Source organism: Rhodanobacter sp. UC4437_H4, from assembly GCF_052978425.1.
Window position 1 is genome coordinate 1,341,891 of record NZ_CM129673.1, and the last position, 26,593, is coordinate 1,368,483.

Annotated in this window: 24 protein-coding genes; 11 read left to right on the plus strand and 13 right to left on the minus strand. The window is 68.3% G+C overall.

Annotated features, from left to right (window positions below; translation table 11 throughout):
* Nucleotides 1-20 precede the first annotated feature (20 nt).
* The 4 genes from ACVCL3_RS06390 to ACVCL3_RS06405 all read left to right on the plus strand — a co-directional run bounded on the left by ACVCL3_RS06390 (nucleotide 21) and on the right by ACVCL3_RS06405 (nucleotide 4,410).
* On the plus strand, nucleotides 21-488 hold the full coding sequence (locus ACVCL3_RS06390; RefSeq protein WP_447100745.1) for a DUF2946 family protein: 468 nt from the start codon (nucleotides 21-23) through the stop codon (nucleotides 486-488).
* A gap of 61 nt (nucleotides 489-549) precedes the next feature.
* Nucleotides 550-2,727: a TonB-dependent receptor family protein gene (locus ACVCL3_RS06395; protein ID WP_447100746.1), complete on the plus strand. Its 2,178-nt coding sequence runs from the start codon at nucleotides 550-552 to the stop codon at nucleotides 2,725-2,727.
* 16 nt (nucleotides 2,728-2,743) lie between these two features.
* Nucleotides 2,744-3,946 (plus strand): sialidase family protein, encoded by a 1,203-nt coding sequence (locus tag ACVCL3_RS06400; RefSeq protein ID WP_447100747.1) that lies wholly within the window; start codon nucleotides 2,744-2,746, stop codon nucleotides 3,944-3,946.
* A gap of 62 nt (nucleotides 3,947-4,008) precedes the next feature.
* Entirely contained in the window at nucleotides 4,009-4,410 is a 402-nt protein-coding gene (locus ACVCL3_RS06405; protein WP_447107248.1) for a hypothetical protein, read from the plus strand.
* A gap of 90 nt (nucleotides 4,411-4,500) precedes the next feature.
* Here the strand turns inward: ACVCL3_RS06405 and ACVCL3_RS06410 are convergent, their stop codons facing one another.
* From ACVCL3_RS06410 to ACVCL3_RS06420, 3 genes are read right to left on the minus strand one after another with little or no spacing between them, the layout of a single operon-like run.
* Nucleotides 4,501-5,553, minus strand: a complete 1,053-nt coding sequence (locus tag ACVCL3_RS06410; RefSeq protein WP_447100749.1) for an isoaspartyl peptidase/L-asparaginase family protein — start codon at nucleotides 5,551-5,553, stop codon at nucleotides 4,501-4,503.
* A 47-nt stretch (nucleotides 5,554-5,600) separates the two neighbouring features.
* Nucleotides 5,601-7,187, minus strand: coding sequence for a M56 family metallopeptidase (locus ACVCL3_RS06415; RefSeq protein WP_447100750.1), 1,587 nt, complete (start codon nucleotides 7,185-7,187; stop codon nucleotides 5,601-5,603).
* Nucleotides 7,174-7,545, minus strand: a complete 372-nt coding sequence (locus ACVCL3_RS06420) for a BlaI/MecI/CopY family transcriptional regulator (RefSeq protein WP_447099410.1) — start codon at nucleotides 7,543-7,545, stop codon at nucleotides 7,174-7,176. The genes ACVCL3_RS06415 and ACVCL3_RS06420 overlap by 14 nt, the downstream gene beginning before the upstream one ends.
* Before the next feature lie 155 nt (nucleotides 7,546-7,700).
* Between ACVCL3_RS06420 and ACVCL3_RS06425 the strand changes: the two genes are divergently transcribed.
* The gene (locus tag ACVCL3_RS06425; RefSeq protein WP_447099411.1) at nucleotides 7,701-9,062 is read left to right on the plus strand and encodes a 3-oxoacid CoA-transferase subunit B; all 1,362 of its coding nucleotides are present in this window, start codon (nucleotides 7,701-7,703) and stop codon (nucleotides 9,060-9,062) included.
* A gap of 69 nt (nucleotides 9,063-9,131) precedes the next feature.
* Here ACVCL3_RS06425 and ACVCL3_RS06430 read toward each other — a convergent pair whose 3' ends face one another.
* The 3 genes from ACVCL3_RS06430 to ACVCL3_RS06440 all read right to left on the minus strand — a co-directional run bounded on the left by ACVCL3_RS06430 (nucleotide 9,132) and on the right by ACVCL3_RS06440 (nucleotide 11,625).
* On the minus strand, nucleotides 9,132-10,160 hold the full coding sequence (locus ACVCL3_RS06430) for a sensor histidine kinase (RefSeq protein WP_447100751.1): 1,029 nt from the start codon (nucleotides 10,158-10,160) through the stop codon (nucleotides 9,132-9,134).
* A 19-nt stretch (nucleotides 10,161-10,179) separates the two neighbouring features.
* Nucleotides 10,180-10,911: a response regulator transcription factor gene (locus ACVCL3_RS06435; RefSeq protein WP_395117047.1), complete on the minus strand. Its 732-nt coding sequence runs from the start codon at nucleotides 10,909-10,911 to the stop codon at nucleotides 10,180-10,182.
* A gap of 87 nt (nucleotides 10,912-10,998) precedes the next feature.
* Nucleotides 10,999-11,625 (minus strand): arylesterase, encoded by a 627-nt coding sequence (locus ACVCL3_RS06440; RefSeq protein ID WP_395117046.1) that lies wholly within the window; start codon nucleotides 11,623-11,625, stop codon nucleotides 10,999-11,001.
* On the opposite strand from ACVCL3_RS06440, the gene ACVCL3_RS06445 reads away from it, so the two are divergent.
* Genes ACVCL3_RS06445 through ACVCL3_RS06455 form a run of 3 tightly spaced genes read left to right on the plus strand, consistent with a single transcriptional unit; the run spans nucleotide 11,624 to nucleotide 15,954 of the window.
* Nucleotides 11,624-12,325 (plus strand): ABC transporter ATP-binding protein, encoded by a 702-nt coding sequence (locus ACVCL3_RS06445; RefSeq protein WP_447099413.1) that lies wholly within the window; start codon nucleotides 11,624-11,626, stop codon nucleotides 12,323-12,325. The genes ACVCL3_RS06440 and ACVCL3_RS06445 overlap by 2 nt on opposite strands.
* Nucleotides 12,322-14,808 (plus strand): ABC transporter permease, encoded by a 2,487-nt coding sequence (locus tag ACVCL3_RS06450; protein WP_447100752.1) that lies wholly within the window; start codon nucleotides 12,322-12,324, stop codon nucleotides 14,806-14,808. The genes ACVCL3_RS06445 and ACVCL3_RS06450 overlap by 4 nt, the downstream gene beginning before the upstream one ends.
* Nucleotides 14,809-14,814: 6 nt before the next feature.
* The gene (locus tag ACVCL3_RS06455; RefSeq protein WP_447100753.1) at nucleotides 14,815-15,954 is read left to right on the plus strand and encodes an SLC13 family permease; all 1,140 of its coding nucleotides are present in this window, start codon (nucleotides 14,815-14,817) and stop codon (nucleotides 15,952-15,954) included.
* A gap of 132 nt (nucleotides 15,955-16,086) precedes the next feature.
* Here ACVCL3_RS06455 and ACVCL3_RS06460 read toward each other — a convergent pair whose 3' ends face one another.
* The gene (locus ACVCL3_RS06460; protein WP_447100754.1) at nucleotides 16,087-16,866 is read right to left on the minus strand and encodes a DUF4097 family beta strand repeat-containing protein; all 780 of its coding nucleotides are present in this window, start codon (nucleotides 16,864-16,866) and stop codon (nucleotides 16,087-16,089) included.
* Between the two features lie 138 nt (nucleotides 16,867-17,004).
* On the opposite strand from ACVCL3_RS06460, the gene ACVCL3_RS06465 reads away from it, so the two are divergent.
* Nucleotides 17,005-17,499, plus strand: coding sequence for a hypothetical protein (locus tag ACVCL3_RS06465; protein ID WP_395117037.1), 495 nt, complete (start codon nucleotides 17,005-17,007; stop codon nucleotides 17,497-17,499).
* 49 nt (nucleotides 17,500-17,548) lie between these two features.
* On the opposite strand, the gene mazG is transcribed toward ACVCL3_RS06465, so the two are convergent.
* The 5 genes from mazG to ACVCL3_RS06490 all read right to left on the minus strand — a co-directional run bounded on the left by mazG (nucleotide 17,549) and on the right by ACVCL3_RS06490 (nucleotide 21,407).
* Nucleotides 17,549-18,352, minus strand: a complete 804-nt coding sequence (gene mazG, locus ACVCL3_RS06470; protein ID WP_447100755.1) for a nucleoside triphosphate pyrophosphohydrolase — start codon at nucleotides 18,350-18,352, stop codon at nucleotides 17,549-17,551.
* Nucleotides 18,353-18,446: 94 nt separating this feature from the next.
* Nucleotides 18,447-19,253 carry a 3'(2'),5'-bisphosphate nucleotidase CysQ gene (gene cysQ / locus ACVCL3_RS06475; RefSeq protein ID WP_447100756.1) on the minus strand — a complete coding sequence of 269 codons (807 nt, stop codon included), beginning with the start codon at nucleotides 19,251-19,253 and terminating at the stop codon, nucleotides 18,447-18,449.
* Between the two features lie 2 nt (nucleotides 19,254-19,255).
* Entirely contained in the window at nucleotides 19,256-19,813 is a 558-nt protein-coding gene (gene nudE, locus ACVCL3_RS06480) for an ADP compounds hydrolase NudE (protein WP_395117031.1), read from the minus strand.
* A 23-nt stretch (nucleotides 19,814-19,836) separates the two neighbouring features.
* Nucleotides 19,837-20,613, minus strand: a complete 777-nt coding sequence (locus ACVCL3_RS06485; RefSeq protein ID WP_395117029.1) for an inositol monophosphatase family protein — start codon at nucleotides 20,611-20,613, stop codon at nucleotides 19,837-19,839.
* Nucleotides 20,610-21,407 carry a type II secretion system protein N gene (locus ACVCL3_RS06490; protein WP_395117027.1) on the minus strand — a complete coding sequence of 266 codons (798 nt, stop codon included), beginning with the start codon at nucleotides 21,405-21,407 and terminating at the stop codon, nucleotides 20,610-20,612. The genes ACVCL3_RS06485 and ACVCL3_RS06490 overlap by 4 nt, the downstream gene beginning before the upstream one ends.
* Nucleotides 21,408-21,472: 65 nt before the next feature.
* Here ACVCL3_RS06490 and ACVCL3_RS06495 point away from each other — a divergent pair, with 65 nt between their 5' ends.
* Nucleotides 21,473-22,843: an adenosylmethionine--8-amino-7-oxononanoate transaminase gene (locus ACVCL3_RS06495; protein ID WP_447100757.1), complete on the plus strand. Its 1,371-nt coding sequence runs from the start codon at nucleotides 21,473-21,475 to the stop codon at nucleotides 22,841-22,843.
* Between the two features lie 51 nt (nucleotides 22,844-22,894).
* A complete protein-coding gene (locus tag ACVCL3_RS06500) occupies nucleotides 22,895-23,644 on the plus strand; it encodes a 16S rRNA (uracil(1498)-N(3))-methyltransferase (RefSeq protein WP_447100758.1) in 750 nt (249 codons plus the stop codon).
* Nucleotides 23,645-23,650: 6 nt separating this feature from the next.
* Here the strand turns inward: ACVCL3_RS06500 and ACVCL3_RS06505 are convergent, their stop codons facing one another.
* Nucleotides 23,651-26,548 carry a TonB-dependent receptor gene (locus ACVCL3_RS06505; RefSeq protein ID WP_447099421.1) on the minus strand — a complete coding sequence of 966 codons (2,898 nt, stop codon included), beginning with the start codon at nucleotides 26,546-26,548 and terminating at the stop codon, nucleotides 23,651-23,653.
* Between the last annotated feature and the right edge of the window lie 45 nt (nucleotides 26,549-26,593).

A 26,593-nucleotide genomic window follows, 5' to 3' on the forward strand; every position in this document is an offset into this window, starting at 1 on the left:
GCGCGCAGCGCTGGTGGCTCATGCATCGGTTCGCGCTGACGCCCCTCGGCGATCGCCGCCGGCACGCGCAACCGCAGCGCGTGCCGGCAGTGCTGGCTTTTGTGGCGATGCTGTTGTTGCTGGTGATGCCGACCACCGGCCGACTGCTCGGCGTGCTCACCGCTGGCAGCTACGGCATGCCGCACGCCATGGCGATGTCCGGCCACGCGGCGACAACCATGCCGGAACGCCCGGCGGCGATCACCCACGAAGCTGCCACGCACCACTCCGGTCATCCGGCGCTGCCGGACGGCAACGGCCAACACCCCGACAACGGCACCTGCTCGTACTGCCCGCTGCTGGGCAGCATGCTTGTGGCGCTGGCACTGTACGTGGCGCTGCTGGCGGCCATGCCGGCGCAGCGCCCGATGTGCGCAGCACGGCGCTCCGCGTACACCGCGGGGCCACTCCACGGTCTGGGTGCACGCGGGCCGCCCGTTCCGCTCTGAAAAGCACGGCTATGACTGCGTGCAACTCCGGTTGCGCGCGCCAACTTTTTCGGAGTTTCCCATGTCGAAGTTTTTTCGCGCGACGCCGCGTGCGTCGCGACTTGCCATCGCCATTGCGCTCGCCGCGCTGCTGCCCGTTGCCAGTGCCGAAACCACCCCTGCCGACAGCCCGGCGCCGCAAGCTGCCACCGACCACGCCCATGCGCACTCGGCAGTGACCCTGGGTGCGGTGTATGTGATCGGCACCAGCGGCGACGACCCGCACGCCGGCATCCGCAAGACGCCCGGCAGCATCTACACCACCAGCGGCGCCAGCCTGCACGGTCGCACGGTCAACAATCTTGGCGATGCGTTGCGTTACGTGCCGGGCGTGATGGCCGACAGCAACGCTGGCGGCGACAACCTCACACTGTCTGTTCGCGGCTCCAACCTCAACTCGCTGGCTTACGACAACGCCGGCGTAGCGCTGTTTCAGGACGGCTTGCCGGTCTCCGCCGCCGACGGCAACAATCACAACCGCATGCTCGACCCGAACGTGGCCAGCAGCATCGTGGTCGCCAGCGGCGCGAACGCACTGACGTATGGTGCCAGCACGCTGGGCGGTGCGATCGACGTCATTTCCCGCACCGCGCTCAACAGCGACCCGCGCGTGGTGTCGCTCACCGGCGGCAGCCACGGCAATGGCGAAGCCACGCTGACCGCGGGCGGCGTCGCTGGCGATTACGACGGCATGTTCACCGTGGACGCCAAGCACTACGACGGCTATCGCCGCCAGAGCCAGCAGAACCGCGACAGCGTGTACGCCAACGGCGGCTGGCAAGCCACGGAGAACCTCGAACTGCGCGCGTATGCCACGTACATCAACAATCGCCAACAGCTGGCGGGGGCGCTCACCCGCGAGCAGTTCCATGCCGACCCGTGGCAAGCCAACCCGGCGTACGCCATGGGCAACCACCAGGTGAACGTCACCACCGCGCGCCTCGCGCTCAAGGGCATCTGGAACCTCACTGACAACAGTTCGCTCGAATTCGGCGTATCGAACGAAGCGCAACGGCTGTATCACCCCATCGTCGACATCTACGTGCCGAGCGGCCCGGCACCGGATGCGCCACTGATCGATGTCTTCAGCCTGCTCATCAACACCACCCAGCGCACCACCGGCGGCATGCTGCGTTACCACCTGAACGCCGGCAACCACGATTTCGTGTTCGGCACAAACCTGGTGGAAACCACGAACCGTGGCGGCAACTACGCCAACCTCGTCGGTACCCGCGGCAAGCTGCAGGCACTGGTGAACAAGCACACCACCGGCGCCAATCTGTTTGCCCTCGACCGCTGGCAGTTTGCCCCGGCATGGACTTTGGTGTACGGCGTGCAGGGTACCTCCACGCGCCTGGTCGATCGCCAGATCGACAACTTCGATGCCGGCAACCGCACTCCGCGCGACCAGTCGAACCGCTTTCGCGCACTCAATCCGCGCATCGGATTGATCCGCCAGCTCACGCCGCAGACCGAGATCTACGCCAGCGTAAGCCAGTTGTACCAATCGCCCAACACCTTCGATCTCGACAACGCGCGCATGGATATCGGCCCGACCGCGAGCCTCAAGGCAACCCGTGGCGAGAGTTACGAGCTCGGCGTACGCGGCGCTAGCGCCAAGGCCGCCACCACGCGCTGGCACTGGAACCTCTCCGGCTACGTCGAGCACCTGCGCAACGAGGTGTTCTCGGTGGACAACCCGAACGCGCCCGGCATCAACCTCACCACCAACATTCCGCACACCGTGCACGCCGGCATCGAAGCCCAGGCCGGCGCCAGCCTGCCGTTCGCCAACGGCAATCATCTCGACCCGCTGGTCAGCGCAAGCTGGAACGACTTCGCGTTTCGCCACGACCCGCACTACGGCAACCATCGCCTGCCTTCGGCCCCGCGCTACACGCTGCATGCGGAGCTGATCTGGCACACCCCGGGCGGTTATTACCTCGGCCCCACGTTCGACGCCATCGGCACGCGTTACGCCGATTTCGCCAACAGCTACCGCGTCGGCAGCTACGCCCTGTTCGGGCTGCGTGGCGGCTGGCGGCACGATTCATGGGGGCTTTATGCCGAAGCCGACAACCTCGCCAATCGCCGCTACGCCACCAGCCTCAGCGTGTTCAACCGCGTCACCGCCGACGACGCCGTGTTGAACCCCGGCGCGCCACGCTCACTGTATGTCGGCGCACGCTACCACTATTGAGCGAGGCCAATCGGAGATGACCATGTCGGGATTACATCGCGCACACGCCCTGAGCTGGGCGTTCTTGCTGGGGTGCAGTGGCCTCCCGCCGCTTGCCGCCAGTGCCCATGACATGAAGATGGACATGGGCAGTGGGTCCGCGCTCGGCGCCAGCGCCGCGTTCGATGCTCACGGCAGACTGTGGCTGGTCAGCGCCCGCGGTGAGCACGTGGTGCTGCAGCATGCGGCCGATCCCGGCACGCCGCTCGGCACACCAGTGGTGGTGAATGCCAAGCCGGAAGCGGTCTACGCCACCGGCGAAAACCGGCCGAAGATCGTCTTTGGGCCGGCCGGCGAGGTGTACGTGCAGTGGACGGAAAAACCCGCGGCGGGCTGGGTCGGCGACGTGCGCTTCGCACGTTCCAGTGATGGTGGCAAGACGTTTGCTGCGCCGATCACGGTGAACCACGACACCGCGCTGGCTACCCGCGGCTTCGACTCGCTCGCGGTGGCCGGCAACGGCGATGTCGTGTCGGCGTGGATCGACGGCCGCGACAGCGTCGCGGCAAAAGCTGCCGGCAAGCCGTATGCAGGCTTCGCGCTTTACTACACGCGATCGACCGACGGCGGCCGCAGCTTTGCACCCGAACGCAAACTGATGGATCACAGTTGCGAGTGCTGCCGCACCACGTTGGCGCAACTGCCGGATGGCGGCATAGCCACGTTTTTCCGCGGCATCTACGGTGAAAACATCCGTGACCACGCGTATGCCGTGCTTCCGGCCGGAAGCCACCCGGCACACACGCAGCGCGCCACCTTCAACCAATGGCAGGTTGCCGCCTGCCCCGACCACGGACCGGGCCTGGCGATCGACGCGCATGGCGTGCGCCACGCCGTGTGGTACGAGGCCAAGGGCGGGCCAACCATCTGGTACGGCCAGCTCGATCCTGGCCACGCGCCGAAACACCTGCTGAGAATCGGCGGGCCTGGCGCGAGCCATGCCGATGTTGCCGTGCACGGCAATACCGTGTGGCTGGCGTGGAACCAGGTGGATGCACAGGGCTACGCGCTGATGCTGCGCCGCTCCGACGACGGCGGAGTGCATTTTGCCGCGCCGCGCAACATCGCCACCTCGACCCGTGCCGCCGGCTCGCCGCAACTCCTGTTGCGCGGCGCCCATGCCTATGCGGCGTGGAACACCGCGGACGGCTTCAGGCTCATCGACACGGAGGCACACTGATGCGCCGCTGGATTTTTCTCGCCCTGCTCACTCTCGCCATACCCGCACTGGCGCAAACGCCCATGCTGCAACCGCTGGCTGCCAGCGATATCCCGGCGCTGCTCAAGCCGCCGGCGCACGGCACCCGCATCATTGCGATCTGGGCGCTCGATTGCGCCTACTGTGAAGCCAACATGCAGACCCTGGCCAAAGTGGTGGAGGCGCAGCCTGATCGCTACCAGCTCGTGACCGTGGCCACCGACCGCTACGCGCTGCACGCGCAGATCACCGCGCGGCTGACGACGATGCATATGAACGCCTATCCGGCCCGCGCATACGCCGAAGCCTCGCCCGAGCATCTCAATTTCCTGCTCAATCCGCAGTGGGGTGGCGAGACGCCGCGCACCGAACTGATCCGCGCCGATGGCAGCCGCCTCGGCATCAGCGGCGAGCTCACTCCCGCGCAATTGCGCAGGATCCGGTAGGGCGGGCACTGCCCGCCGGCTCTTCCGTGCACCGTGGCCAGGAACGGCGGGCAGTGCCCGCCCTACTACGCGTGAAGGTTTCGCGGGACGTCAGGGTTGTTCGTCGCTGTCGGCCGGGGCCGGCTCCGGGATTTCCGTGGTGCCGTCGTCTTCGTCGCCGTAGATCGCCACGTGCGGCACGCCGTCGGCGCCGATCCAGCCACGATACATGCCGTCGGTGTTGAACGGGATCGCGATGTGGCCCTCCGCGTCCAGCGCGATGGCGCCGCCGTTGCCGCCCATCGACGGGATCTGCTGGTTGATCACCTCGGCGGCGGCGCGTTTCAGCGGCACGCGCATCTGGGTCACTTTCATGCAGATCGAATGTGCCGCGACGGCACGGATGTAGAACTCGCCCCAGCCCGTGCCGGAGACCGCGCAGCTCTCGTTGGCGTAGGTGCCGGCGCCGATGATCGGCGAATCGCCGATGCGGCCCCAGCGCTTGTCGGTCATGCCGCCGGTGGAGGTGCCGGCGGCCAGGTGGCCGCGCGCGTCCAGCGCCACCGCACCCACCGTGCCGAAGTGTTTGGCCGTCTCGACGTCCGCATGCGGCTGCTTTGCTGCATCCTCCTTCAGCGCCCGCTGCAATTGCTGCCAGCGCGCATCGGTGCGGAAATACGCGGCATCGACCAGGGTGATGCCCTGCTCCTTCGCGAACTCTTCGGCACCGGCGCCGGACAGCATCACGTGCGGCGAATGCTCCATCACCGCGCGCGCCAGCAGGATCGGATTCTTCACGTGCTCGACTCCGGCCACCGCGCCGGCACGCAAGGTGTCGCCATCCATGATCGCCGCGTCGAGCTCGTTTCTCCCGTCATGGGTGAACACCGCGCCCTTGCCCGCGTTGAAGTTCGGATCGTCCTCCAGCACGGTGATCGCCGCAGTCACCGCGTCCAGCGCGCTGTCGCCGGCCTTGAGCCGGGCATGACCCTGCTGCAGCGCCTGGGTCATCGCCGCACGCACGGCGTGCTCCTTCGCCGGCGTCATGTCACGCACGACCACGCCAGCGCCGCCATGGATGACCAGCACGGGCGAAACGGCGGCATGGCTCATGGCGGTGATTCCGAGGGTGGCAAGGGCAACAAGCAGATGACGCGGCTTCACGACGCTCTCCGAAATAGTGATCGGATGAGTATAGCCAGCTTGCTCGGTCACTTATCCACGAAACGCACCTGCTTGCCCTCAATCACTGCCTGCTTGCCTTCGATCATTCCGATCATATGGAGGGCTGCCTCAGCCGATATCTCGGCGTAATCAAAAGTCATCTGGCGCTCATCCAGCACCTCCGGATCGACCAGTACAAACCCTACTTTGGCCGCGACATATTCAGCGGCAGCCCGCGCGGAAACATTCTTGAGCTTCAGACTGATCGTGCCTGGCTGGGCCGCGGCAGAAGACAGCGATTCACCATCGCAGCCCATGCTTGGCGTGAGCGCGATGTTGATGGTGTTGTCTTCGAGCTTCCCACTTTGCTGGGGGCCACCGTCAACGACCTGGCCGAACACGATGCTCGCCTGCTGGCCAGGCATGGTCCGCACGATCGGCTTGGCCGACTGCGTTCGCACATTGCCGCCACCGCGATCAAAACGGGTATCGACCTCCGCACTGATTTCCAGTTGACCGCTGGCCTCCGGCGACACCGCGAAACGGCCCTGCCACGACAGCTTGCTGGCGTCGGTTCCGCTCAGCTCGGCGTATTCGCCCGGCTTCAGGCAGCGGATGAAATGCATCGAGTCGGAATGGCCTGCCATGGCGACGTCGATCTTCAGCGTGTAGCGATCACTGATGCCGCCGCCGACATTTGCCTGTGGCGAAGGTGTCGAGGCGTAGACGGCACCGGCCACGCCGATGGCGAGAACGGCGAGGAGAACGCCACCGGCACGCCGGCGGAAAAGATCAGGCTGTTGCATTTTCAACATGGCGATACGCTCCGTGATGGGATGACGTGGTGACCAAGGGCAACCCACTGGCAATGCGAACACGGCCGACTGGGTCTTCAACATCGCATTCGCATAGCTGTGTCGCCGCGTGCCGTGTTCACGCAGCACCGCGGCGTCGCAAGCCAGTTCCTGGTCATGGCGCAATGCCGCGATCGCCCACCAAGCCAATGGGTGGAACCAGAACATTGCAACCACAAACTGCGCCAGCAGGCACCACCAGCCATCACGGCGGCGCGCGTGGGTGATTTCGTGGGCAAGGATCAGCATCTGTTCGGTGGCGTCGTAACGGCATTCGAAATCGGCCGGAAGCACGATGCGACTGCGCCAGGCACCGACCAGGGCGGGGCCGATATCCGAGCCGGGCGCGCGCAGCATCGGCCAGTGCGAGTGCTCGTCAACGATACGGGTGGCACCACGCAACCGCGCGCGGTAACGCGATTGCGCGAGCGCCGCCAGCAGCAGACTTAGCACGCTACCAAGCAGCCATGCCAGCACGACCCATGTGCGCCAGTCGATGACAGCCGACCCGGCGGCTTGTACCGGCAACGCGGCGGCCGAGGTGATTGCGGATATCACCGGCGACCACACCACGACCGGAGCAACTGCCGCATGCGGCAGTTGGCTAGCCAGCACCGCCAGCGGCGGCAACAGCCACAGCTGGAACGCGAGTCCGGTGCCGAACAGACGGCGGCAGGGCCTGCGCACGGCGGCGACGACCAGCACGGCAGCGGTGAATGCCAGCAGTGCCAGCCAGCCGCGGGCGGTCCATGCGGTCACCAGCGCATCAATGCTGCTCATCGTCGAGCTCCTTCAGCAGTTTGCGCAGTTCGGCGATGTCCTTCTTCGACAGCTTGCGCTGCTCGGAGAAGTGCGCCACCAAGGGTGCCACGCGGCCGCCGAACAGGCGATCGAGCAGGCCCTTGCTCTCCTGCTGCACGTATTGCTCGCGCGCCAGCAGCGGCGTGTAGAGGTAGCGGCGGCCGTCGCGTTCGGCCTGCACGGCCTTTTTCTTCAGCAGGCGGTTGAGCAGGGACTTCACCGTGCCCTCCTGCCAGCCCTGCGCGGGCCCGACCTCGGCCAGGATCTCCTCGGCCGTGCGCGGGGCCTCGCGCCAGAGCACGTCCATCACCACCGCTTCGGCTTCGCTGATCGCCATGAGTCACCGTTTACGCGTGTAAGTGAATCCATGTTTACATGCGTAATTGTTCGCGTCAAGCCATGTGTCTGCCTGTCTGCGACCTTGGTACAAGGCCGGCCGGCGCGATTCCGTCGTATCCTTGGCAGCTGACTCTCCATGAGGAAGGCACGGCAATGGACAAGGTTTACCCGAGCGCGACGAAAGCCCTTGAGGGCGTGTTGTTCGACGGCATGACGATCGCCGCCGGCGGTTTCGGCCTGTGCGGCATCCCCGAGAACCTGATCGGCGGCCTGCTGCAGGCGGGCACCAGGGACCTGACCATCGTGGGCAACAACGCCGGCGTGGACGATTTCGGCATGGGCCCGCTGCTCAAGACCCACCAGGTCAAGCGCGTGTACGCCTCGTACGTGGGCGAGAACAAGGAGTTCGAGCGGCAGACGCTGGCCGGCGAACTGGAGCTGCACCTGACGCCGCAGGGCACGCTGGCCGAGAAGCTGCGCGCCGGCGGCGCCGGCATCCCCGGCTTCTACACGCGCACCGCGTTCGGCACCAAGCTGGCCGAGGGCAAGGAGACCAAGGTATTCAACGGCAAGGAGTACGTGCTGGAGGAATCCATCACCGCCGACCTGTCCATCGTCAAGGCGTGGAAGGGCGACGCGATGGGCAACCTGGTGTTCCGCGAGACGGCGCGCAACTTCAACCCGATGATCGCCACCTGCGGCAAGGTCTGCGTGGCCGAGGTGGAGCACCTGGTGCCGGTGGGCGAGCTGGACCCGAACAACATCCACGTGCCGGGCATCTACGTCGACCGCATCGTGCAGGGCGAGAAGTACGAGAAGCGCATCGAGATCCGCACCCTCGCCGGCGCCAACACCGGCAAGGAAAACCCGACGCGCACCGCGATGGCACAGCGCGCCGCGAAGGAATTGCGCGACGGTTACTACGTGAACCTCGGCATCGGCATCCCCACCCTCGTGGCCAACCACATCCCGGCCGGCGTGAACGTGGTGCTGCAGTCGGAGAACGGCCTGCTCGGCATCGGCCCGTTCCCCACCGAGGATCAGGTCGACCCCGACCTGATCAACGCCGGCAAGCAGACCATCACCACCCTGCCCGGCTCAGCGTTCTTCTCCAGCGCCGATTCCTTCGCGATGATCCGCGGCGGCCACATCGACCTGTCGATCCTCGGCGGCATGGAAGTCTCCGCCACCGGCGATCTCGCCAACTGGATGGTACCCGGCAAGATGGTCAAGGGCCCGGGCGGCGCGATGGACCTGGTCAGCGGCGTGCGCCGCGTGGTGGTGTTGATGGAGCACTGCGCGAAGGACGGCTCGCCGAAGATCAAGCAGCAATGCGAGTTGCCGATCACCGGCAAGGAATGCGTGGACCTCGTCATCACCGACCTGTGCGTGTTCTCGGTGGAGAAGGGCAAGGGCCTGACCCTGATCGAGCTCAACGACGGCGTGAGCCTGGGCGACGTGAAGGCGAAGACCGGCTGCGCGTTCGCCGTGGCGCCGGCGCTGCAAGCGGGCTGATTGATGGTAGGGCGGGCACTGTCCGCCGTTTTGCTCCGGAACCGAAAGAACCGGCGGGCAGTGCCCGCCCTACGGAGCGGGTCGCGACGTGGCGTCGGCCGGCAGGGCGTCGGGAAAACGGATGCGCGCGATGCTTTCGCCTCCTGCATGCGTCTGCAGCTCCAGCGGCCAGCCGAAGCGGTCGCTGATCTGCCGCGCGATCGCCAGCTCGAATCCGTGCCGATCGGCACCGGGCGCGCCCGCATCGGCAACGGCATCGGCATCGCCAGCGCCTTTCGCCGGGGCGAGGTTGCGCACGCTTACCATGCCGGGTTCGACGCTGACCACCACGCTGCCGCGCTCGGCCTGCTGGCAGGCATTGCGCAGAAGCTGCCAGCACAGCACCGAGAACACCCGTGGCGAGCTGTCCAGCGCAAAGGTCGCCGGCTGTTCCAGGCGCAACTCGATCGGCCGGCCGCAGAGCATTTCGCGCGCGGCCTGAAGTTCGCCCTGCAGCACGTCGTTCACCACGAAGCGCTCGGTATCCACCGGCGTGCCGGCGTCGCGTGCGAGCACCAGCAGCGCCTCGACCAGCATTTCCAGTTCGCGCGAGGCACGCTTGATCCGGCGCACCGAGCGCGAGCCGAAATCGCTCAGGCCCTGCTCGTCGACCAGCATGTCGACCGACATGCGGATCACCGTCAGCGGACTGCGCAGTTCGTGGCTGGCGTCGCGGGTGAAGTTGCGCTCGCGCTGACCGTAACCGGCGATGCGCGTGGCGAAGCCGTGCAGGCCGCGCGCCAGCGACGCCACGTCCGCATCCGTGCGGCGTGACAGGCGTTGCGGGTGGAACGCTTCCGGGTCGGGCCGGGCATCGTTCCAGCCGGCCATCAATCGCGCCAGCGAGCGGATCTGCACCCACTCGTGCTGGGCGGCCAGGCACGCCAGCACGGTGGTGATGAGGATCAGCACGATCACCGCTTCCCACGGCGCGACGTTGAAAATGCCCATCGCGCCGATGATCAGCAGGGCCACGAACTGCAGGCCGAACACCCAGGCGATGCGTCGCTTGAAGGCTCCCGTGCGGAATGTGATCGCGTTCGACACCCTGCTGTTCATTGCCCTCGCCGCCTCGCCATCACGCAGGTTGCTGCGCCGACGCCATTTCCGATTCCAGGTCGGCCAGCCGGTAGCCAGCGGAATGGATGGTATGTAGCAAAGGTCGTGCGAAGGGTTTGTCGATGACGCGGCGCAAGTTGTACAGGTGCGAGCGCAGCGTGTCCGAATCGGGCAGCGTGTCGCCCCAGATCTCGCGCTCGATGTCGCGCCGGCTGACCACGCGTGGCGATTCGCGCATCAGGATCGCGAGCAGTTTCAGGCCGATCGGCGACACCACCAGATCCTGGCCCTCGCGGGTCAGCCGCAGCGTGGCGGTGTCCAGCGTCATGTCGCCCACGGTGAGCACTTCGGTGGATACCTGGCGGCGGTCGCGGCGGATCAGCGCGCGCAGGCGCGCCACCAGTTCGCGCACCTCGAACGGCTTGACCAGGTAGTCGTCGGCGCCGGCCTCCAGGCCGACCAGCTTGTCTTCCAGCGTGTCGCGCGCGGTGAGCATCAGCACGGGCGTGGACTTCTTCGCCTCCTTGCGCAGTTTGCGGCACAGCTCCAGGCCGTCCAGCCCGGGCAGCATCAGGTCCAGCACGATCACGTCGTAACTGTTGGATACGGCCAAGTGCAACCCGCTCACGCCGTCGGCCGCGTAATCGACGGAATAACCCCGCATTTCAAGGAACTCGCCCACCATCTCGGCGATCTGGCGGTTGTCTTCAACCAGCAGGATCAGGCCCGCTTGCTCGTCATGAGTCGTCATGTCTTGCCTCGCTGTGGTCCGGTTTCACATTTGTGAAGGTATACCCGGAGCCACGGTGACGACGGCGTGAACTGGCCGCGGCGCCGTTCAGTGGACGTTGGGCGCTTGCAGCAGCGGTTGCAGCACCTTCCACACGTTTTCCAGCACGCGCGGCTCGGCGGCGGCCACCGGGTGCAGGCCGTCGGCCTGCATGAGGCCGGGGTCCAGCGCGACGCCGTCGAGCAGGAACGGCAGCAGCGCGACCTTCCGCTGGCGCGCCAGGTCGGCGTAGATCGCACGCAAGCCGTCGCGGTACTGCGGGCCGTAGTTCACCGGCAGCTCGATGCCCAGCAGCAGCACGCGTGTCTTGTGCTTTTGCGCCAGCTCGATCATCGCCGTCAGGTTGTCGCGCAAGGCCGGCAGCGGCAACCCGCGCAGGCCGTCATTGGCGCCCAGTTCGATCACCAGCACCGCCGGCTGGTAGGTCTGCAGCAAGGCGGGCAAGCGGTGTCGGCCGCTCAGCGAGGTTTCGCCGCTGATGCTGGCATTGACCGCACGCCACTTCGGCACCATCTTGCCCAGACGGACATCCAGCAGATGCACCCAGCCGGCTTCGACCGGAATGTTGTGCGCGGCGGACAGCGAGTCGCCCAGCACCAGGACGGTCTTCGGCGCCGCCGCGTGGGCGACGCCGAAACCGCAGAGCAGAACCAGCAACCACAGGCAGCGCCGCATGAATGATTCTTCCCGTCCCGTCCTCGAAGCCCGTGATGTTAGCAAGTCGGTCAACGGCCCCGAGGGGCGGCTCGACATCCTCGACGGCGTGGACCTGCGCGTGATGCCCGGCGAGAGCTTCGCCATCGTGGGCGCTTCCGGCTCGGGCAAGACCACCCTGCTCGGCCTGCTGGCCGGGCTGGACACGCCCGACCGCGGCAGCATCTCCCTCGACGGCCACGCGCTGGAGCAGCTGGACGAGGAAGCCCGCGCCGAACTGCGGCGGCGACTGGTCGGCTTCGTGTTCCAGTCGTTCCACCTGCTGCCGGCGCTCACTGCCGAGGAGAACGTGATGCTGCCGCTGGAACTGGAGGGCAGCAGCGCGGCGCGCAGCCGTGCGCGGGAGGCGCTCGAGGCGGTGGGCCTGAGCGCGCGGCGGCGGCACTACCCCGCGCAGCTTTCCGGCGGCGAGCAGCAACGCGTGGCGATCGCCCGCGCCTTCGTGCACGGCCCGCGCGTGCTGTTCGCCGACGAGCCCACCGGCAACCTCGACCAGCGCACCGGCCACCACATCTGCGACCTGCTGTTCGCGCTCAACCGCGACCACCGCACCACCCTGGTGCTGGTCACCCACGACGCCGGCCTGGCCGCGCGCTGCGATCGCCGCATCGAGCTGGAGGAAGGGCGCGTGGCGTCGACCGACGCGGGCGTGCCGGCATGAGCCTGCTGCGCTTGTCGCTGCGCAGCCTGCGTCGCGAATGGCACCTGCCTGAACTGCGCACGCTGGCCGCCTCGCTGGTGCTGGCGGTGGTGGCGCTGGGCGTGGTCGCCACGCTGGCGAGCCGGATCGAGCGTGGCATGCTGGCCAGCGCCGCGGAGTTGATCGGCGGGGACATCGGCGTATCCGCGCCGCAGGCCCTGCCTGCCGCCTTCGCCGACAAGGCACGCCAGGACGGCCTGCAGCTGACGCGCACCGCCGGCTTTCCCAGCGTGGCGTTCGCCCACGAACGCACCCAACTGCTCGACGTGCAGGCAGTGGATGCGCACTATCCGCTGCGCGGCACGCTGGAGCTGCGCGATCGCAACGGCCATGCGCTGCCGCCGAGCCGCGCGCCGGTCGCCGGCGAGGTCTATCTGGATCATCGCGCGCTGGTCGCGCTGGGCCTCGCGGTGGGCGACCGCCTGCAACTGGGCGGGCGCACGCTCACCATCGGCGCCGAACTGCTGCGCCAGCCCGACGGCGGCGAATTGCTCGCGCTGGCGCCGCGCGCGCTGATGAGCCTGGCCGATGCCGAGCAGGCCGGCTTGCTCGGGCGCGGCAGCCGCGCGCGCCATCGGCTGTTGCTGGCCGGCTCGCCGGATGCGGTGCGCGCCTGGCGCGACTGGGCCGAGACGACCGCGCTGCCCTCGGGTGCGCAACTGATTACGCCGGAGCAGACCCGGGAGCGCATGCGCAGTGCGTTCGACCGCGCCGGTTCATTCCTGCGGCTGACTGCGCTGCTGTCGGCCCTGCTCGCCGGCATCGCGATCGCCCTTTCCGCCCAGCGCTACGCGCGGCGCAAGACTGCCGAAGTGGCCTTGCTGCGCGCGCTGGGCACCTCGCGTCGGCGCGTGCTCGGCCTGCTGCTGGGCACCCTGGGTGCGCTCGCCGTGCCGGCGGCGGCACTGGGCGTCGCGCTGGCATTGGGAATGGCGCAGCTGGCGTGGTTGCTGGCCAGTCAGCTGTTCGGCAACGTGCCCACGGTCTTGCCGCTGGCGCCGGCATTCGCTGCCGCGGCCATGGGCATCGCGGTGCTGGTGGGCTTCGCGCTGCCGCCGCTGGCACGGCTGGCCGAAGTGCCGCCGGTGGCAGTGTTCCGGCAGAGTCTGTCGCGGCGCGTGCGGCGCTTCGACGCGCTGTACCTGATCCCCGCGCTGGTGGCGCTGGGCCTGATCTGGGGCCAGAGCGGCTCGCTGCAGCTGGCCGGTATCCTCGCCGGCAGCCTGCTCGGCGTGAGCGTGCTCGCGGCGCTGCTGGCCGGCGCGCTGCTGTGGCTGGCCCGGCGCATTGCGCCGGGCGCGCATCCGGCGTTGCGGCTGGGCCTGGCCGCGCTGGCGCGACGACCGGCGCTGAGCGTGATCCAGGCGACCGCGCTCAGCCTGGGTCTGTGCGCGTTGTTGCTGCTTGCGGTGGTGGCACCGGCGTTGCTGCAAGGCTGGCGCCAGGAATTGCCGGCGGATACGCCCAACTGGTTCGCCCTGAACCTGCAAAGCGACCAGCGCGCCGGCTTTTCGCAATCGCTGGCGCGGATCGGCGCCGACCAGCTCAACATGCTGCCGCTGGCGGTGGGCAAGCTCACCGCGATCAATGGCCACGCCATCGACCAGTTGCAGTTCGCCGACCCGCGCGCGAAGGAGTGGACCGATCGCCAGCTGCGGCTGTCGTGGTCCGCCGCGCTGCCGCCGGCGAACGAGGTGGTGGCCGGCCACTGGCATGGGGCTGCGCCGGATCGGCCCGAGGTGTCGATCGACACCATGTGGCGCGACATGTTCGGCCTGAAGCTCGGCGACACGATGCGCTTCGACGTCGGCGAAGGCAGCCTGGAGGCGCGGGTGGGCAGCATCCGCAAGGTCGACTGGAGCTCGTTCCGGGTCAACTTCTTCCTGCTGCTCGACCCGGCCCACGCCAGCGAGCTGCCGCACACCTGGCTGGCCAGCTTCCACCTGTCGTCCGGACACGCGGCGGAACTGGCGCAACTGTCGCGCGAATACGGCAACCTCAGCCTGGTCGACGTCGACTCGCTGCTCGATCGGGTGCGCGAGATCATCGACCGCGTGGGCAGCGCGGTGCGCTGGATCCTCGGCTTCAGCCTGCTGGCCGGCATCCTGGTGCTGGCCGCGGCGCTGGCCGCCAGCGCGGCCGAGCGGCGCCACGAGGCCGCGCTGCTGCGCACGCTGGGCGCGCGCCGTGCACAGCTGCGCGTGGCCGCCGCCTGCGAATTCGCCATGCTGGGCCTGGTCGCCGGCCTGACCGCCGCGCTGGGTGCCGCCGGCGGCGGCTGGTGGCTGGGTCGGGCGGTGTTCCACATCGAGGGCTTCGTGCCGCCGGCGTGGCCGCTGGTCGCCAGCGCCGCCGCCGCCGCGCTGGTGGTGATGCTGCTGGGGCTGGCCGGCACGCGCCGGGTCAGCCGCACGCCACCTATGCGCCTGCTGCGCGAGGGCTGAGCGCGCGTGGAACCTGCCGCGTCGTCACCCGCCACCGGCTGGCGCAAACGCCTGCAGCACGAATGGCTGCTGCTGGTGTTCGCCGCGCTGGTGCTGTTGCTGGCGCTGCTCGATCCGCGTCCGGTCGACGATTATCGGCACTGGCTGCAACTGCCCACGCTGGCCGGCCTGACCGGCCTGCTGATCGCGATCCAGGGCATCCGCGACAGCGGCCTGGTGCAGCACGCAGCGGCCGCTTCGCTGGCGCGGGCGCACTCGCTGCGCGGCCTGGGGCTGTTGCTGGTGGCCGCCAGCGCGCTGCTCTCGATGGTGCTGACCAACGACGTGAGCCTGTTCCTGATCGTGCCGCTGACCGTGTCCATCGGCGCGATCTCCAACCTGCCGGTGCTGCGCATGGTGGTGCTGGAGGCGCTGGCGGTGAACGCCGGCTCCACGCTCAGCCCGATCGGCAACCCGCAGAACCTGCTGTTGTGGCAGCACTCGCGGCTGTCGTTCTTCGATTTCGCGCTGGCGATGCTGCCGGCCGCGGCCGTCATGCTGGCACTGGTGGCGGCGTTCACCTGGTACTGGCTGCCGCGCGATCGGGTGGCATTGAGCCCCCGGCACATCGACGGCGCGGTGCACTCGGGCCGCCTCGGCGCGTGGTCGATGATTGCGCTGGTCGGCATGGTGGTGGCGATGGAATACGATCTGGCGCCGCTGGGCGCCGTGGCGCTGCTGGTGCTGTTCGGGGCGCTGGCCCGCGCCTCGCTGGTGCGGATCGACTGGCTGTTGCTGCTCACCTTCGCCGCGATCTTCCTCGGCCTCGGCCACTTCGCCGAGCTGCCGCTGATGCAGCGCGTGCTCGACGGGCTCCATCTCGATCAACCGATGGTGCTGTTCGCCAGCGGCATTGTCGCCGCGCAGCTGATCAGCAACGTGCCGGCGACCGTGCTGCTGCTCGAGCGAGCGCCGGATGCCATCGCGCTGGCGGTGGCGGTCAATGTGGGCGGCTTCGGCGTGGCGATCGGTTCGCTGGCCAACCTGATCGCCCTGCGCCTGGCCCGGCAGCCGCAGGCCCTGCGGCAGTTGCACCGGGTGTCGATCCCGTTCCTGCTGGTGTGCGCGCCGTTGGTGTATCTGGTCTGGCGCGGAATTCAGCCGTAGACGCACCGAAGTGCCCGATGTTGTTCGCTCCAGCTTCGTAGGGCGGGCACTGCCCGCCATGCCTTTCGGTGATGCACGCGATCAAGAGCGGCGGGCAGTGCCCGCCCTACGGGATGCCGGCTTGTGGCGGAATCAATCGTCGTCGTGCGGCACGCTGACCTTGCCCTTGATGCCGGAGTGGTCGACATCGCCGCTGCCCTTGGCGCCGAGCGTGAGATCGCCGCCGACATCGTGCACGGTGAGGTCGCCGGAGCCCAGCGTGTCAGCGTGCACGCTGCCGCCGACGTTGCGCAGCGTGACGTCGCCCGAACCGATGCTGCCGATGCTGGCGTCGCCCTTGACGCCATCGATCTTGAAATCACCCGAGCTCACCGAACCCAGCTGCAGGCTGCCGACATCGCTGGCGTCGACATCGCCCGAGCCCACGCTGGTGGCGAACTTGCCGGCGATCTGGCGCACGTGCAGGTCGCCGGAACCGACCGTGCTGCGCAGCTCCTGCACGCCGCGCACGTCGGCGTCGCCGGAGCCCACGCGCACGGTGACCGGCACGTTCGCCGGCAGGTTCACGGTGACGTCCAGGCTCATGCTGACGTTGCCGCCGAACAGGTTGAAATTGAAACCCTGGTGGTCGCCGCCGATGTCGATCAACAGCTGGTCGCCGTCGCGTCGCTGGGTGACCGTGAGCTTGTCCAGCGCGGCTTTCTTCGACGCACAGGCGCGTCCGACCAGGGTCAGGCCCCTGGTGTCGGCGCCGCCGATCAGGTGCAGGTCGTGGCTGTTGACGTCGATCTGCACGCTGCGGACGCCAGCCAGGTCCAGTTGCAGGTTGCGCGGGGCCTCGAACTCGCACGATCCGGCGGCAAACGCGGCGAACGGGGCACACAGCATGGCGGCGATGAAAAGACGGCGCATGGGACTCTCCTCGGTAGTCGGTCAGGCTTGGATGCAGCGGATCGCAAAAGGGTTGCAAGGATGACAGCAGTCTGAACACCGCAGTCAACTCCTGCGCGGCCGGCGCGTTGATCATCCCACTACCCACGGAGACAGCCCATGCAACGCAAGACCCTCCTCGCCTCCGCCCTCGTCGCCCTGCTGGCCGGGTCGGCCACGTTCGCGATGGCCCAGAACGCGCCGGCGTCGCCCGCCAATCCGCACATGGTCGTCACCAAGCAGGCACGCATCCTTCCCGGCGACCGCGACCACGGCATGGCGGGCCATCACATGCACCACCAGCGCAGCGGCGTGATCGGCGACCTGCGCGCGCTGGAACGGCTGTACCAGCAGGCCGGCCGCAGCAAGGACATGGCGGCGGTCTACAACGACGTGCTGGCCAAGTCGCAGGACCCGCGCGTGCGCGACTACGTCTACCAGCGACTGGCCCGCCTGCAGGCACAGCCGACCAATGTCGACCAGGCGATCGCCACGCTGCGCAAGGGGCTGGACGAAAACCTGGCCAACGAGGCGAAGATGCGCGCCGAGCGCGAGAAGATGCGTGCGGCATGGCAGCCGCGCGCCGCCAGCGACGCGACAGCTCCAGCGAAGTAGTCGCGACAGCAAAAACGGGATGACGCGGCGGCCACGGCCGCCGCGTCTGTCAGTGGCCGGCCTCGTCCTGCTTGGCGCGCCGCCACAACTGTTCCTGCTCCTCCAGCGTGCGCCCGGCAAACGCCGCGCCATCGGCCGCAGCCAGTTGCTCCATGCGGCGGAAGCGTCGTTCGAACTTCGCGTTGGCATGCCGCAGCGCCTGCGAGAAATCGACGCCGGCATGGCGTGCGAGGTTCACCATCACGAACAGCACGTCGCCGATCTCGTCCTCGAGGCGCGCCGGGTCGGCCCCGTGGGTAAACTCGACGCGCACCTCCTCCACTTCCTCGGCCAGCTTCTCCAGCACCGGCTGCGGGCCGGGCCACTCGAAACCGGTGGCGGCAGCGCGCTGCTGCAACTTGTGGGCGCGTTTCCACTCCGGCAGCCCGGTGGAGACGCCGGCCAGCGCGCTGTCATCGGCGGTCCGGCCCTTCGCCACGCGCTCGGCGGACTTGATCTGCTCCCACGCCTGCATCTGCTCGGTCAGGTCGGCGTAACGCGTGTCGCCGAACACGTGCGGATGGCGGCGCAGCATCTTCGCGCTGATGGCGTGGGCGACGTCGGCGAATTCGAACAGGCCCTGCTCGGCGGCCATCTGCGCGTGGAACACCACCTGCAGCAGCAGGTCGCCGAGTTCGTCGCACAGATCGGTCCAGTCGCGCCGGTCGATCGCATCGGCGACCTCGTACGCCTCTTCGATCGTGTAGGCGGCGATCGAGGAAAAATCCTGCCGCACGTCCCACGGGCAGCCATGCTGCGGATCGCGCAGGCGCGCCATGATGGCGAGGAGGTCGTCGAGACTGTGTCGGGTCATAAAGTGGAGAGGAATGAGAAGTGAGAGAAAGCAGGAGCGTGCGCGGGTGGAGCGGGCGGAGGACGACCCCCTCTCATCTCTCACTCCTCTTCACTCACTCCTCGCTCCTGGTCAGTCGCGCGGTCCAGTCGATCGAGAGGTCGCCGACTGCGACGAACTCCGGATTCAACAGGGACTCGCCGCGGTTGTAGCGGAACGGTCGGCCGGCGAGATCGAGCACCGCGCCCCCGGCTTCGTCCAGCACGCATTGCGCCGCGGCCGTGTCCCATTCGCTGGTGAGGCCAAGGCGCAGGTAGATGTCCGCCTCGCCGCGCGCGATCAGGCAGAACTTCAGCGAGGAGCCGAGCGGCACATGGTCGTAGTCGTTGCCGATCAATTGTTCGAGCAGCCCACCCTGCGCGCCGCCATGCGAACGGCTGCCGACCACCCGCGGCGGATCGCCCAGCGGCCGCGTGCGGATGCGCCGCCACGGGCCACCCTCGCGCTCCTGCAGCCACGCACCCTGGCCCTGAGCGGCGGCGTACAGCTCGCCGGTGACCGGGGCCAGCACCACGCCCAGCACGCTGCGGTGGTCGTCGATGAGCGCGATGTTGACGGTGAACTCGCCATTGCGCTTGACGAACTCGCGGGTGCCGTCGAGCGGGTCGACCAGCCAGTAGCGCGTCCAGTGCCGGCGCTCGGACCAGGGCAGGGCCTTGGCCTCTTCCGACAGCACCGGCAGTTGCTCCTGCAGCGTGGCCAGGCCGGCCACGATCACCCGCTGCGCGGCGAGATCGGCGGCGGTCAACGGCGAGTCGTCGCCCTTGGTCTGCACGGCGAAGTCGCCGTGGTACACCTGCAGGATCGCCGCCGCCGCCGCGCGGGCAATCGCGCCCACCTGCCGTGCCAATTCGGGGGGCAAGCTCAGGTCCTCTGGAAGCGCCCGGCGAGGTATTCGCGGGCCATGAACAACGCAGCGATCGAGCGCCCCTCGGTGACGTCGTCGCGACCGAGCAGGGTGTGCAGCTCGGACATCTTCCACGGCACCACTTCGAGTTCCTCCGGTTCGTCGCCGGCGAGTTTCTCCGGATACAGATCCTGCGCCAGCACCACGTGCGCCATGTGCGTCATGTACGACGGCGACAGCGACAGGTTGTGCAGGATCTTCAGCTTGCGCGCACCGTAGCCGATTTCTTCCTTCATCTCGCGTTCGGCGCCCTGCTCGGCGGTTTCGTCCTGGTCGAGCCGGCCCTTGGGCAGGCCCAGCTCGTAGCGACCGACGCCGCCGCCGTACTCGCGCACCAGCAGCACGGTCTCGTCATCGAGCATCGGCACGATGATCACGGCGCCCAGGCCGCTGCCCTTGAGTCGTTCGTAGGTGCGCCGCACGCCGTTGGAGAATTCCAGGTCCAGCTGCTCGACCTGCAGGAATCGGCTGTCGGTGACGTCGCGGATGGCGTGGATGATCGGCAGTTTGCGCATCCGGCGATTCTAACCTTTGCGCCTCAGCGCCGCAGGCGTTGCAAGGCCTGCGCGTGGAGCGCCGGCGTGCCGGCCAGCACACTGGTGGTATCCAGCGTCGGCGGGGCGCCGTCGAGATCGGTGAACACACCGCCCGCTTCGCGCACGATCACCGCGAGCGCGGCGATGTCGAGGATGTTCACGTCCGACTCGATCACCAGGTCCAGGCTGCCGCGCGCCAGCAGGTGGTAGTGGCAGAAATCGCCGTAGCCGCGGATGCGGTTGCTGTCACGGATCAGCCCGCCCAGCGCCGCCCAGCGGGCATCGCCGGCGAGCGTCCTGATGTTGCCGGTCGAGATCGCCGCCTGCGCCATGTCGGTGGTGTCCGCCACGCGCACGCGTTCGCCCTCGAACCAGGCGCCGCCGCCGGCGCTGGCCCACATCGTCTCGCCGTAGATCGGCGCACTGGATACGCCCAGCACCAGTTCGTGGCGGTCCATCAACGCGATCTGGGTGGAAAAGAACGGCGTGCGGCGCACGAAGCTCTTGGTGCCATCGAGCGGATCGACCAGCCACAGCAAAGCGTCTCGTTCGCCCTGCAGGCCAAACTCCTCGCCGTAGATCGCCGCCTGCGGCAGCGCGGCCTGCAGCACGCGGCGAATCGCCTGCTCGGCCTCGCGATCGGCCACCGTCACCGGCGTGGCATCGGCCTTCAGCTCCACCTCGACGCCGCGACGCCAGTAGTGCGTGATGATTTCGGCGGCGGCGGCGGCAGCCTCGCGTGCCGCGGCCAGCGCGACGGCGGTAGTCTCGGGGTTCATGGCAGCGTGGCGTCCTGGCGGTTCGATGGAGGGTTGGCGGCCAGGCCACCGGCCTGCCGGATGTGCACGCTGCCGTCCGGCGCGACCGGCCCGAGCCGGGCCAGCCAGCGCTGCAACGCCGGATCGCCATGGCGGGCGCGCAGCGTGCTGTCCAGACGCCAGCCCAGCGGGCTCAGCTGCAATTCGCCGCGCACCTGCAGCGGCCCGTCGCCCTGATCGTGCCATTGCGCGTGGATCACGCCGCCCTGCGCCTGCGCGCTTCCCTGCAATTCACCCAGCGCCAGCTCGCCTTCGGTCGTGTGCACGGCGGCCCGCTGCCACCGGCCCTGCGCCTGCAACTGCAGCGGCCAGCCGCCTTGCAGCAGTACATGATCGACCGTCAGTTGCAGCTCGCCCAGCGGCGCGCCCCAGTCGACCGGAAGCGGAACATCCGTCGCGGCGAGATCGGCATGCAGCCGCCAGCCTTCGCCCTCGACGCGCCCCTGCGCTGTGCGCCGCACGGTTCCGGAGAAATCCGCCTGCGGTCCGTCGAAGGCCAGCTGCATCTGCAGCCGGCCGAGCAGCGCGCGGCGCGACAACTGCCAGCGCACCTGTCCCAACCGTCGCCCATCGGCATCCAAGACGTTACCGGCAGCACCGTTCCAAACCGTGCCTTGCACCTGCTGCAGCCGCAGCCCGTGCAACTGCGGCTCGACCCACGGCATCACCCAGCGCGCCGGCAGAAACCACGCCAGCACCAGCACGACTGCCGCGAGCACCGCCAGGGCGACGAGAATTTTTCGAAGTCGAATCAAGCGTCCAGTTCCGAATGTCCCGCGCACCGCTTGAGCATCCCGGGCGCAGCGTCGATCATAGCCGGATGACCATTCCAGCAAACAACAACGCCGCGCTTGCCGAGCGCGATCTCAGGCACGTCTGGCATCCATGCACGCAGATGCACGACCACGGCGAAGGCGCGGTGCCGATGCTGCCGATCGTGCGCGGCGAAGGCGCCTGGCTGGTCGATGCCGAGGGCCGGCGCTATCTCGACGGCGTCAGCTCGTGGTGGGTCAACCTGTTCGGCCACGCCAATGCGCGCATTGCCGCCGCACTGGCCGACCAGGCCCGCACGCTGGAACAGGTGATCTTTGCCGGTTTCACCCACGAACCGGCGATCCGGCTGGCCGAGGAACTGGTGCGTATCACGCCGCCCGCACTGGAGCGCGTGTTCTACGCCGACAACGGCTCGTCCGCGATCGAAGTGGCGCTGAAGATGAGCTTCCACTACTGGCTCAACCGCGGTCACGGCGAGAAGACCCGCTTCATCGCGCTCAGCGGCAGCTATCACGGCGAAACCCTGGGTGCGCTGTCGGTCAGCGACGTGGCGCTGTATCGCAAGACCTACGCACCGCTGCTGCTGACCCCGCTGCTGGCGCCCTCGCCGGACACCTATGAAGGCGAACCGGGCGAGACACCGGCACAGATAGCGGCGCGCCGGCTCGCCGAGCTGCGCACGCTGCTGGAACGCCACGCCCGCGAAACCTGCGCGGTGATCGTCGAGCCGCTGGTGCAGTGCGCCGGCGGCATGCGCATGTATCACCCGGATTACCTGACCGGGCTGCGCGCCTTGTGCGACGAGTTCGCGGTGCACTTCATCGCCGACGAGATCGCGGTGGGTTTCGGCCGCACCGGCACGCTGTTCGCCTGCGAGCAGGGCCACGTGTCGCCGGACTTCATGTGCCTGTCCAAGGGACTCACCGCCGGCTTCATGCCGCTGTCGGCGGTGCTCACCACCGACGAGGTCTATGCCGCGTTCTACGCCGAGTACCGTGCCGGCAAGGCCTTCCTGCATTCGCACAGCTACACCGGCAATCCGCTGGGCTGCCGGGTGGCGCTGGAGACGCTGGCGATCTTCCGCGACGAGCCGGTACTGGAACGCAACCGGCAGCTGGCCACGCACATGGCGCGCCGGCTGGCGCCGCTGCGCGAGCATCCGCAGGTCGCCGACGTGCGCCAGACCGGCATGATCGCGGCCGTCGAGCTGGTCGCCGACAAGGCCAGCCGACGCCCGTACCCCGCGGACGAGCGGCGCGGCCTGCGCGTCTACCTGCACGGCCTGCAGCACGGCGTGCTGCTGCGCCCGCTGGGCAATGTCGTCTATTTCATGCCGCCGTACGTGGTCACCGAGCAGGAGATCGACCTGCTGGTGGATACCGCCATCCAGGGCATCGAGCACGCCGTGGCCGGTTGACCGACACCGTCCACGCGCTCCGTTATGCTTGGATTTTTGCGGCCCTGACGCATGCGCACCATCCGATTCCACGCCGACCTGCCGCTTGCCGTGGGCGCCGACCTGGTGCTGCCGCCCGACGCGGCCGAGCACGCCACGCGGGTGCTGCGGCTGCCCGCAGGCGCGCCGGTGGTGCTGTTCAACGGCGACGGCTGCGACTACGCGGCCACCATCGGCAGCATCGACAAGCGCGCGGTGCGGGTACAGGTGACGGCGTGCAGCCCCGTGTACAACGAGTCGCCACTGCCGCTGCTGCTCGCCCAGGGCATCGCGCGCGGCGACAAGATGGACCTGATCGTGCAGAAGGCCACCGAGCTGGGCGCGACCGGCATCGTGCCGCTGCTGACCGAACGATCGGAAGTGCGCCTGGACGCGGAACGGGCCGCCAAGCGGCTGGCGCATTGGCAGTCGGTGGCGGTCAGCGCCTGCGAGCAGAGCGGCCGCGCACGCATTCCGCGCATCGCGCCGATCCAGCCGCTGGCGGCATGGCTGGGCGGGTTGGCTGACGATGGCGCGCTGCGACTGGCCTTGCTGCCGGGCGCCGAGAAGACGATCGGCGCGCTGCGCTTCGGTGCCGCCGGCGGCGTGCTGGTGATCGGGCCGGAAGGTGGCCTGGGTGAAGCCGACACCCGCGCACTGGCGCAGCACGGCTTCCTCGGCCTGCGCCTGGGCCCACGCATCCTGCGCACCGAGACGGCAGGCCTGGCGGCGCTCAGCGCCTTGCAGGCCTGCCACGGCGATCTGGCGATCGCCGGCGCGTGAGCCGTGCTACAAGGCGTAGTTGACGCCGAGCAGCACGGTGCGACCCCAGGTGTCGTACTCCAGCGGGCGGGCGACTTCCACGCCGTTGGGCAGGCCGCTGACCTGTTCCGACTCGAACGGTTCGTTGGTCAGGTTGGACACCTGCAGCAGCAGCGACAAACCCTTCAGCCGTCCGTCCGGAAACTCGTAGCTGGCCTGCAGGTCGGTCTCCTTGTTGGCGCGGATGCGCGTGTAGCCGATCTGGTCGAACAGCGCCACGGCCTCGCCAGTGAAACTGGAGCGGTAGCGCTCGGCCACCCGCAGCGCGAAACCGTGGGCCTCGTAGTAGATCTGCAGGTTGGCGGTCTTGCGCGACAGGCCCGGCAACGATTTCGGCCCACCTGGAATGTTCGAGATGGTGCTGTCGGGGATGGTGCTGTTGGTCAGCGCGAAATTGGCCTGCACGCCGAAGCCGGCCAGTGCCGGCGACAGCCGCGCCCCGGACAGCGCCCCTTCCAGCTCGACGCCCTGCATGCGGCCGCCGGTGCCGTTCTGCGGGGTGGAGAACGTACCGATATTGCTGCTCGGCGTCAGCAGCGGGTTGTTGTTGGTGTAGCCGCTGAAATCGTAATCGGCCACGGTGCGGGTGTAGATGTAATTGAGGATGTTCTTGTTGAACACGTCGATGCCGACATAGGTGGCGTCGTCGAAATACTTCTCCCACGCCAGGTCGGTGCCGACGGCGATGTACGGGCGCAGCTTCGGGTTGCCGCCGCTGCCCGACCAGCGCACCTGGCCGGCACCCGGACCGTTCTGGACTTCGGAGACCGAGGCGGACGAAGCCACCTTTTCGTCGTCGATGCGCCCGCGGGTCAGCGTCTTGGCGAAGCCGAAGCGCAGGTACTGCTTGTCGCCCAGCTCGGCCACCAGGTTGAGGCTGGGCAGCACCTTGGTGTACGTGGCGCCGCCGGTGAGCGTGCCGACCTTGTCGTCACCGGTGGTCTGGAATGCCTGCGAGGATTGTTCGGTGCGCACCACCTGCACGCCCGCGTTGCCGCGCAGGGGAATGCTGCCCAGCGTGGTGTCCAGGTTGAACTTCAGGTAGGCCACCGGCACTTTCTCGCGTACCGTGTAGTTGCGGTCGTAGTCGCCAGCGCCGTTGCGCTGGGTAAGGTAGAACTGCCGCTCCAGCGCGGCCAGCACGTCGTAGTCCACGATCGGGCCGATGCCGCCATAGCCAAGCGAGGTGCTGCCGCGCAGCACCGCCGGGTCGATCGGCACGCCGTAGGCGTGGTCGTAGGTGCCGGGGTCGGAACCGTTGCCGTTGAGGTAGGCGAAGAACACGTCGGCCTGCTTGGTCTTCTCGCGGTCGGACCAGGCGATGCCGGCCTCGACGCTGGAGAAGATCCAGCCCAGCGGATGGGAGATCGCCAGCCGCGCGGATTTCAGGTGGTCCTTCTGCCGGTCGAATTCCTGGCGGCCGTTGTAGCTGTAGTTGTCCGGGTCGGTGAACACCAGGCTGGCCGGGTCACCGGGGTTGAACGAGGTGCGGAAGTCGGGGAAACCGAAATCGCGCGGCGTGGTGAACTGCACGTCGCCGAGCGCACCGCCGGGCAGGCCGGTGAAGGTGTAGGCATCGAGCAGCTTCACCCGCGCCGAGGAATAGGCCACGTCGCCGCTGACGACCCAGTCATCGCCGAAATGGATCTGGTTGCTCCAGTCCGCGGAGAACAGGTAATCCCGCTCGCGGTTGTAGCCGTTCTGCAGGATCGGCGCGATGCCCATGAGCGTGCCCGAGGTAACCAGCGGATAGGGCTGCAGCGGCACGGTGCCGACGTTGGCGTAGGACACGTTGTCGTACGGGCTGCTGGACCACTGCAGGCCGTTCTTGTACGAGCGCTTGTCGAAGCGGGAGTAGAACAGATTCAGCGTCGAGTAGTAGGTGTCGTTCGGCGCCCACTCCAGCACGCCCATCACGCCGTCGCGCACCTGGTCCTGCGACAGCGCGCGCAACTGCATGCCTTCCTGCGAGATCACGTTGTCGGGCATGCCCGGCGTATGCGGCCCGCCCCAGTTCTGGTCGATGCCGGCCGTGCCGTTGTCCACGCTCCACCACCACGCCTGGTACTGCCGCTGCTGGATCGGCGCGTCCTCGCGCGCCGCGCCGAGCGCGATGCCCAGCGTGTGGTCGAAGAACTGGTCGATCCAGGACAGGCTGAAGCGGTTCCCCCAGTCGCCCACGCCGGAGCCGGGGTTGAGCGAGCCGTTGCTGCCGCGTTGCCCGCGCAGGTTCGCGGCCAGCTTCATGCCATCGAAGTCCAGCGGCTTGATGGTGTGCATGTCGACGGTGCCGGCCAGCCCCTGGCCCAGCAGGCTGGCATCGGGTGTCTTGTAGACCACCACCTGGTTGATCAGCTCGGCCGGATACTGGTTGAATTCCACGCCGCGGTTCTCGCCCGTCGAGGCCTGTTCATGGCCGTTCAACAGCGTGGCGGTGAAGTCCGGCGACAGGCCGCGAATCGAGATCTGGTTGGCCTGCCCGTCCAGCCCGCGCTGGGTGGCCAGGCCGGACAGGCGCGACAGGCTGTCGGCGATGCTCGGGTCGGGCAGCTTGCCGATGTCCTCGGCCGAGACGACCTCCACGATCTCGTTGGACTGCTGCTTGACCTGCAGCGATTTCTCGATGCTGCCGCGAATGCCGGTGACGACGACGCGCTGCAGGTTCTTCACCGGCAGGCGCGGGTTCGTCGCATCCGCCGGTGGCGGCGTGCTCGATGCGCTGGCCGGCCCGGCGCTGTCCTGCGGCGTCGCGGCGCCGGCAGGCAGTGGCGTCAGCGCGAAGGTCAAGGCCGCCAAAAGCAGGCCCGCCGGGTGACGGCGGGCCAGACGCAAAGCAGCAGGAAACGACAGGCACGAACTCGGCATGGCAACGGCTCCTCGAAGTGGACCCCACAGGCGAGCCCCCTGCCC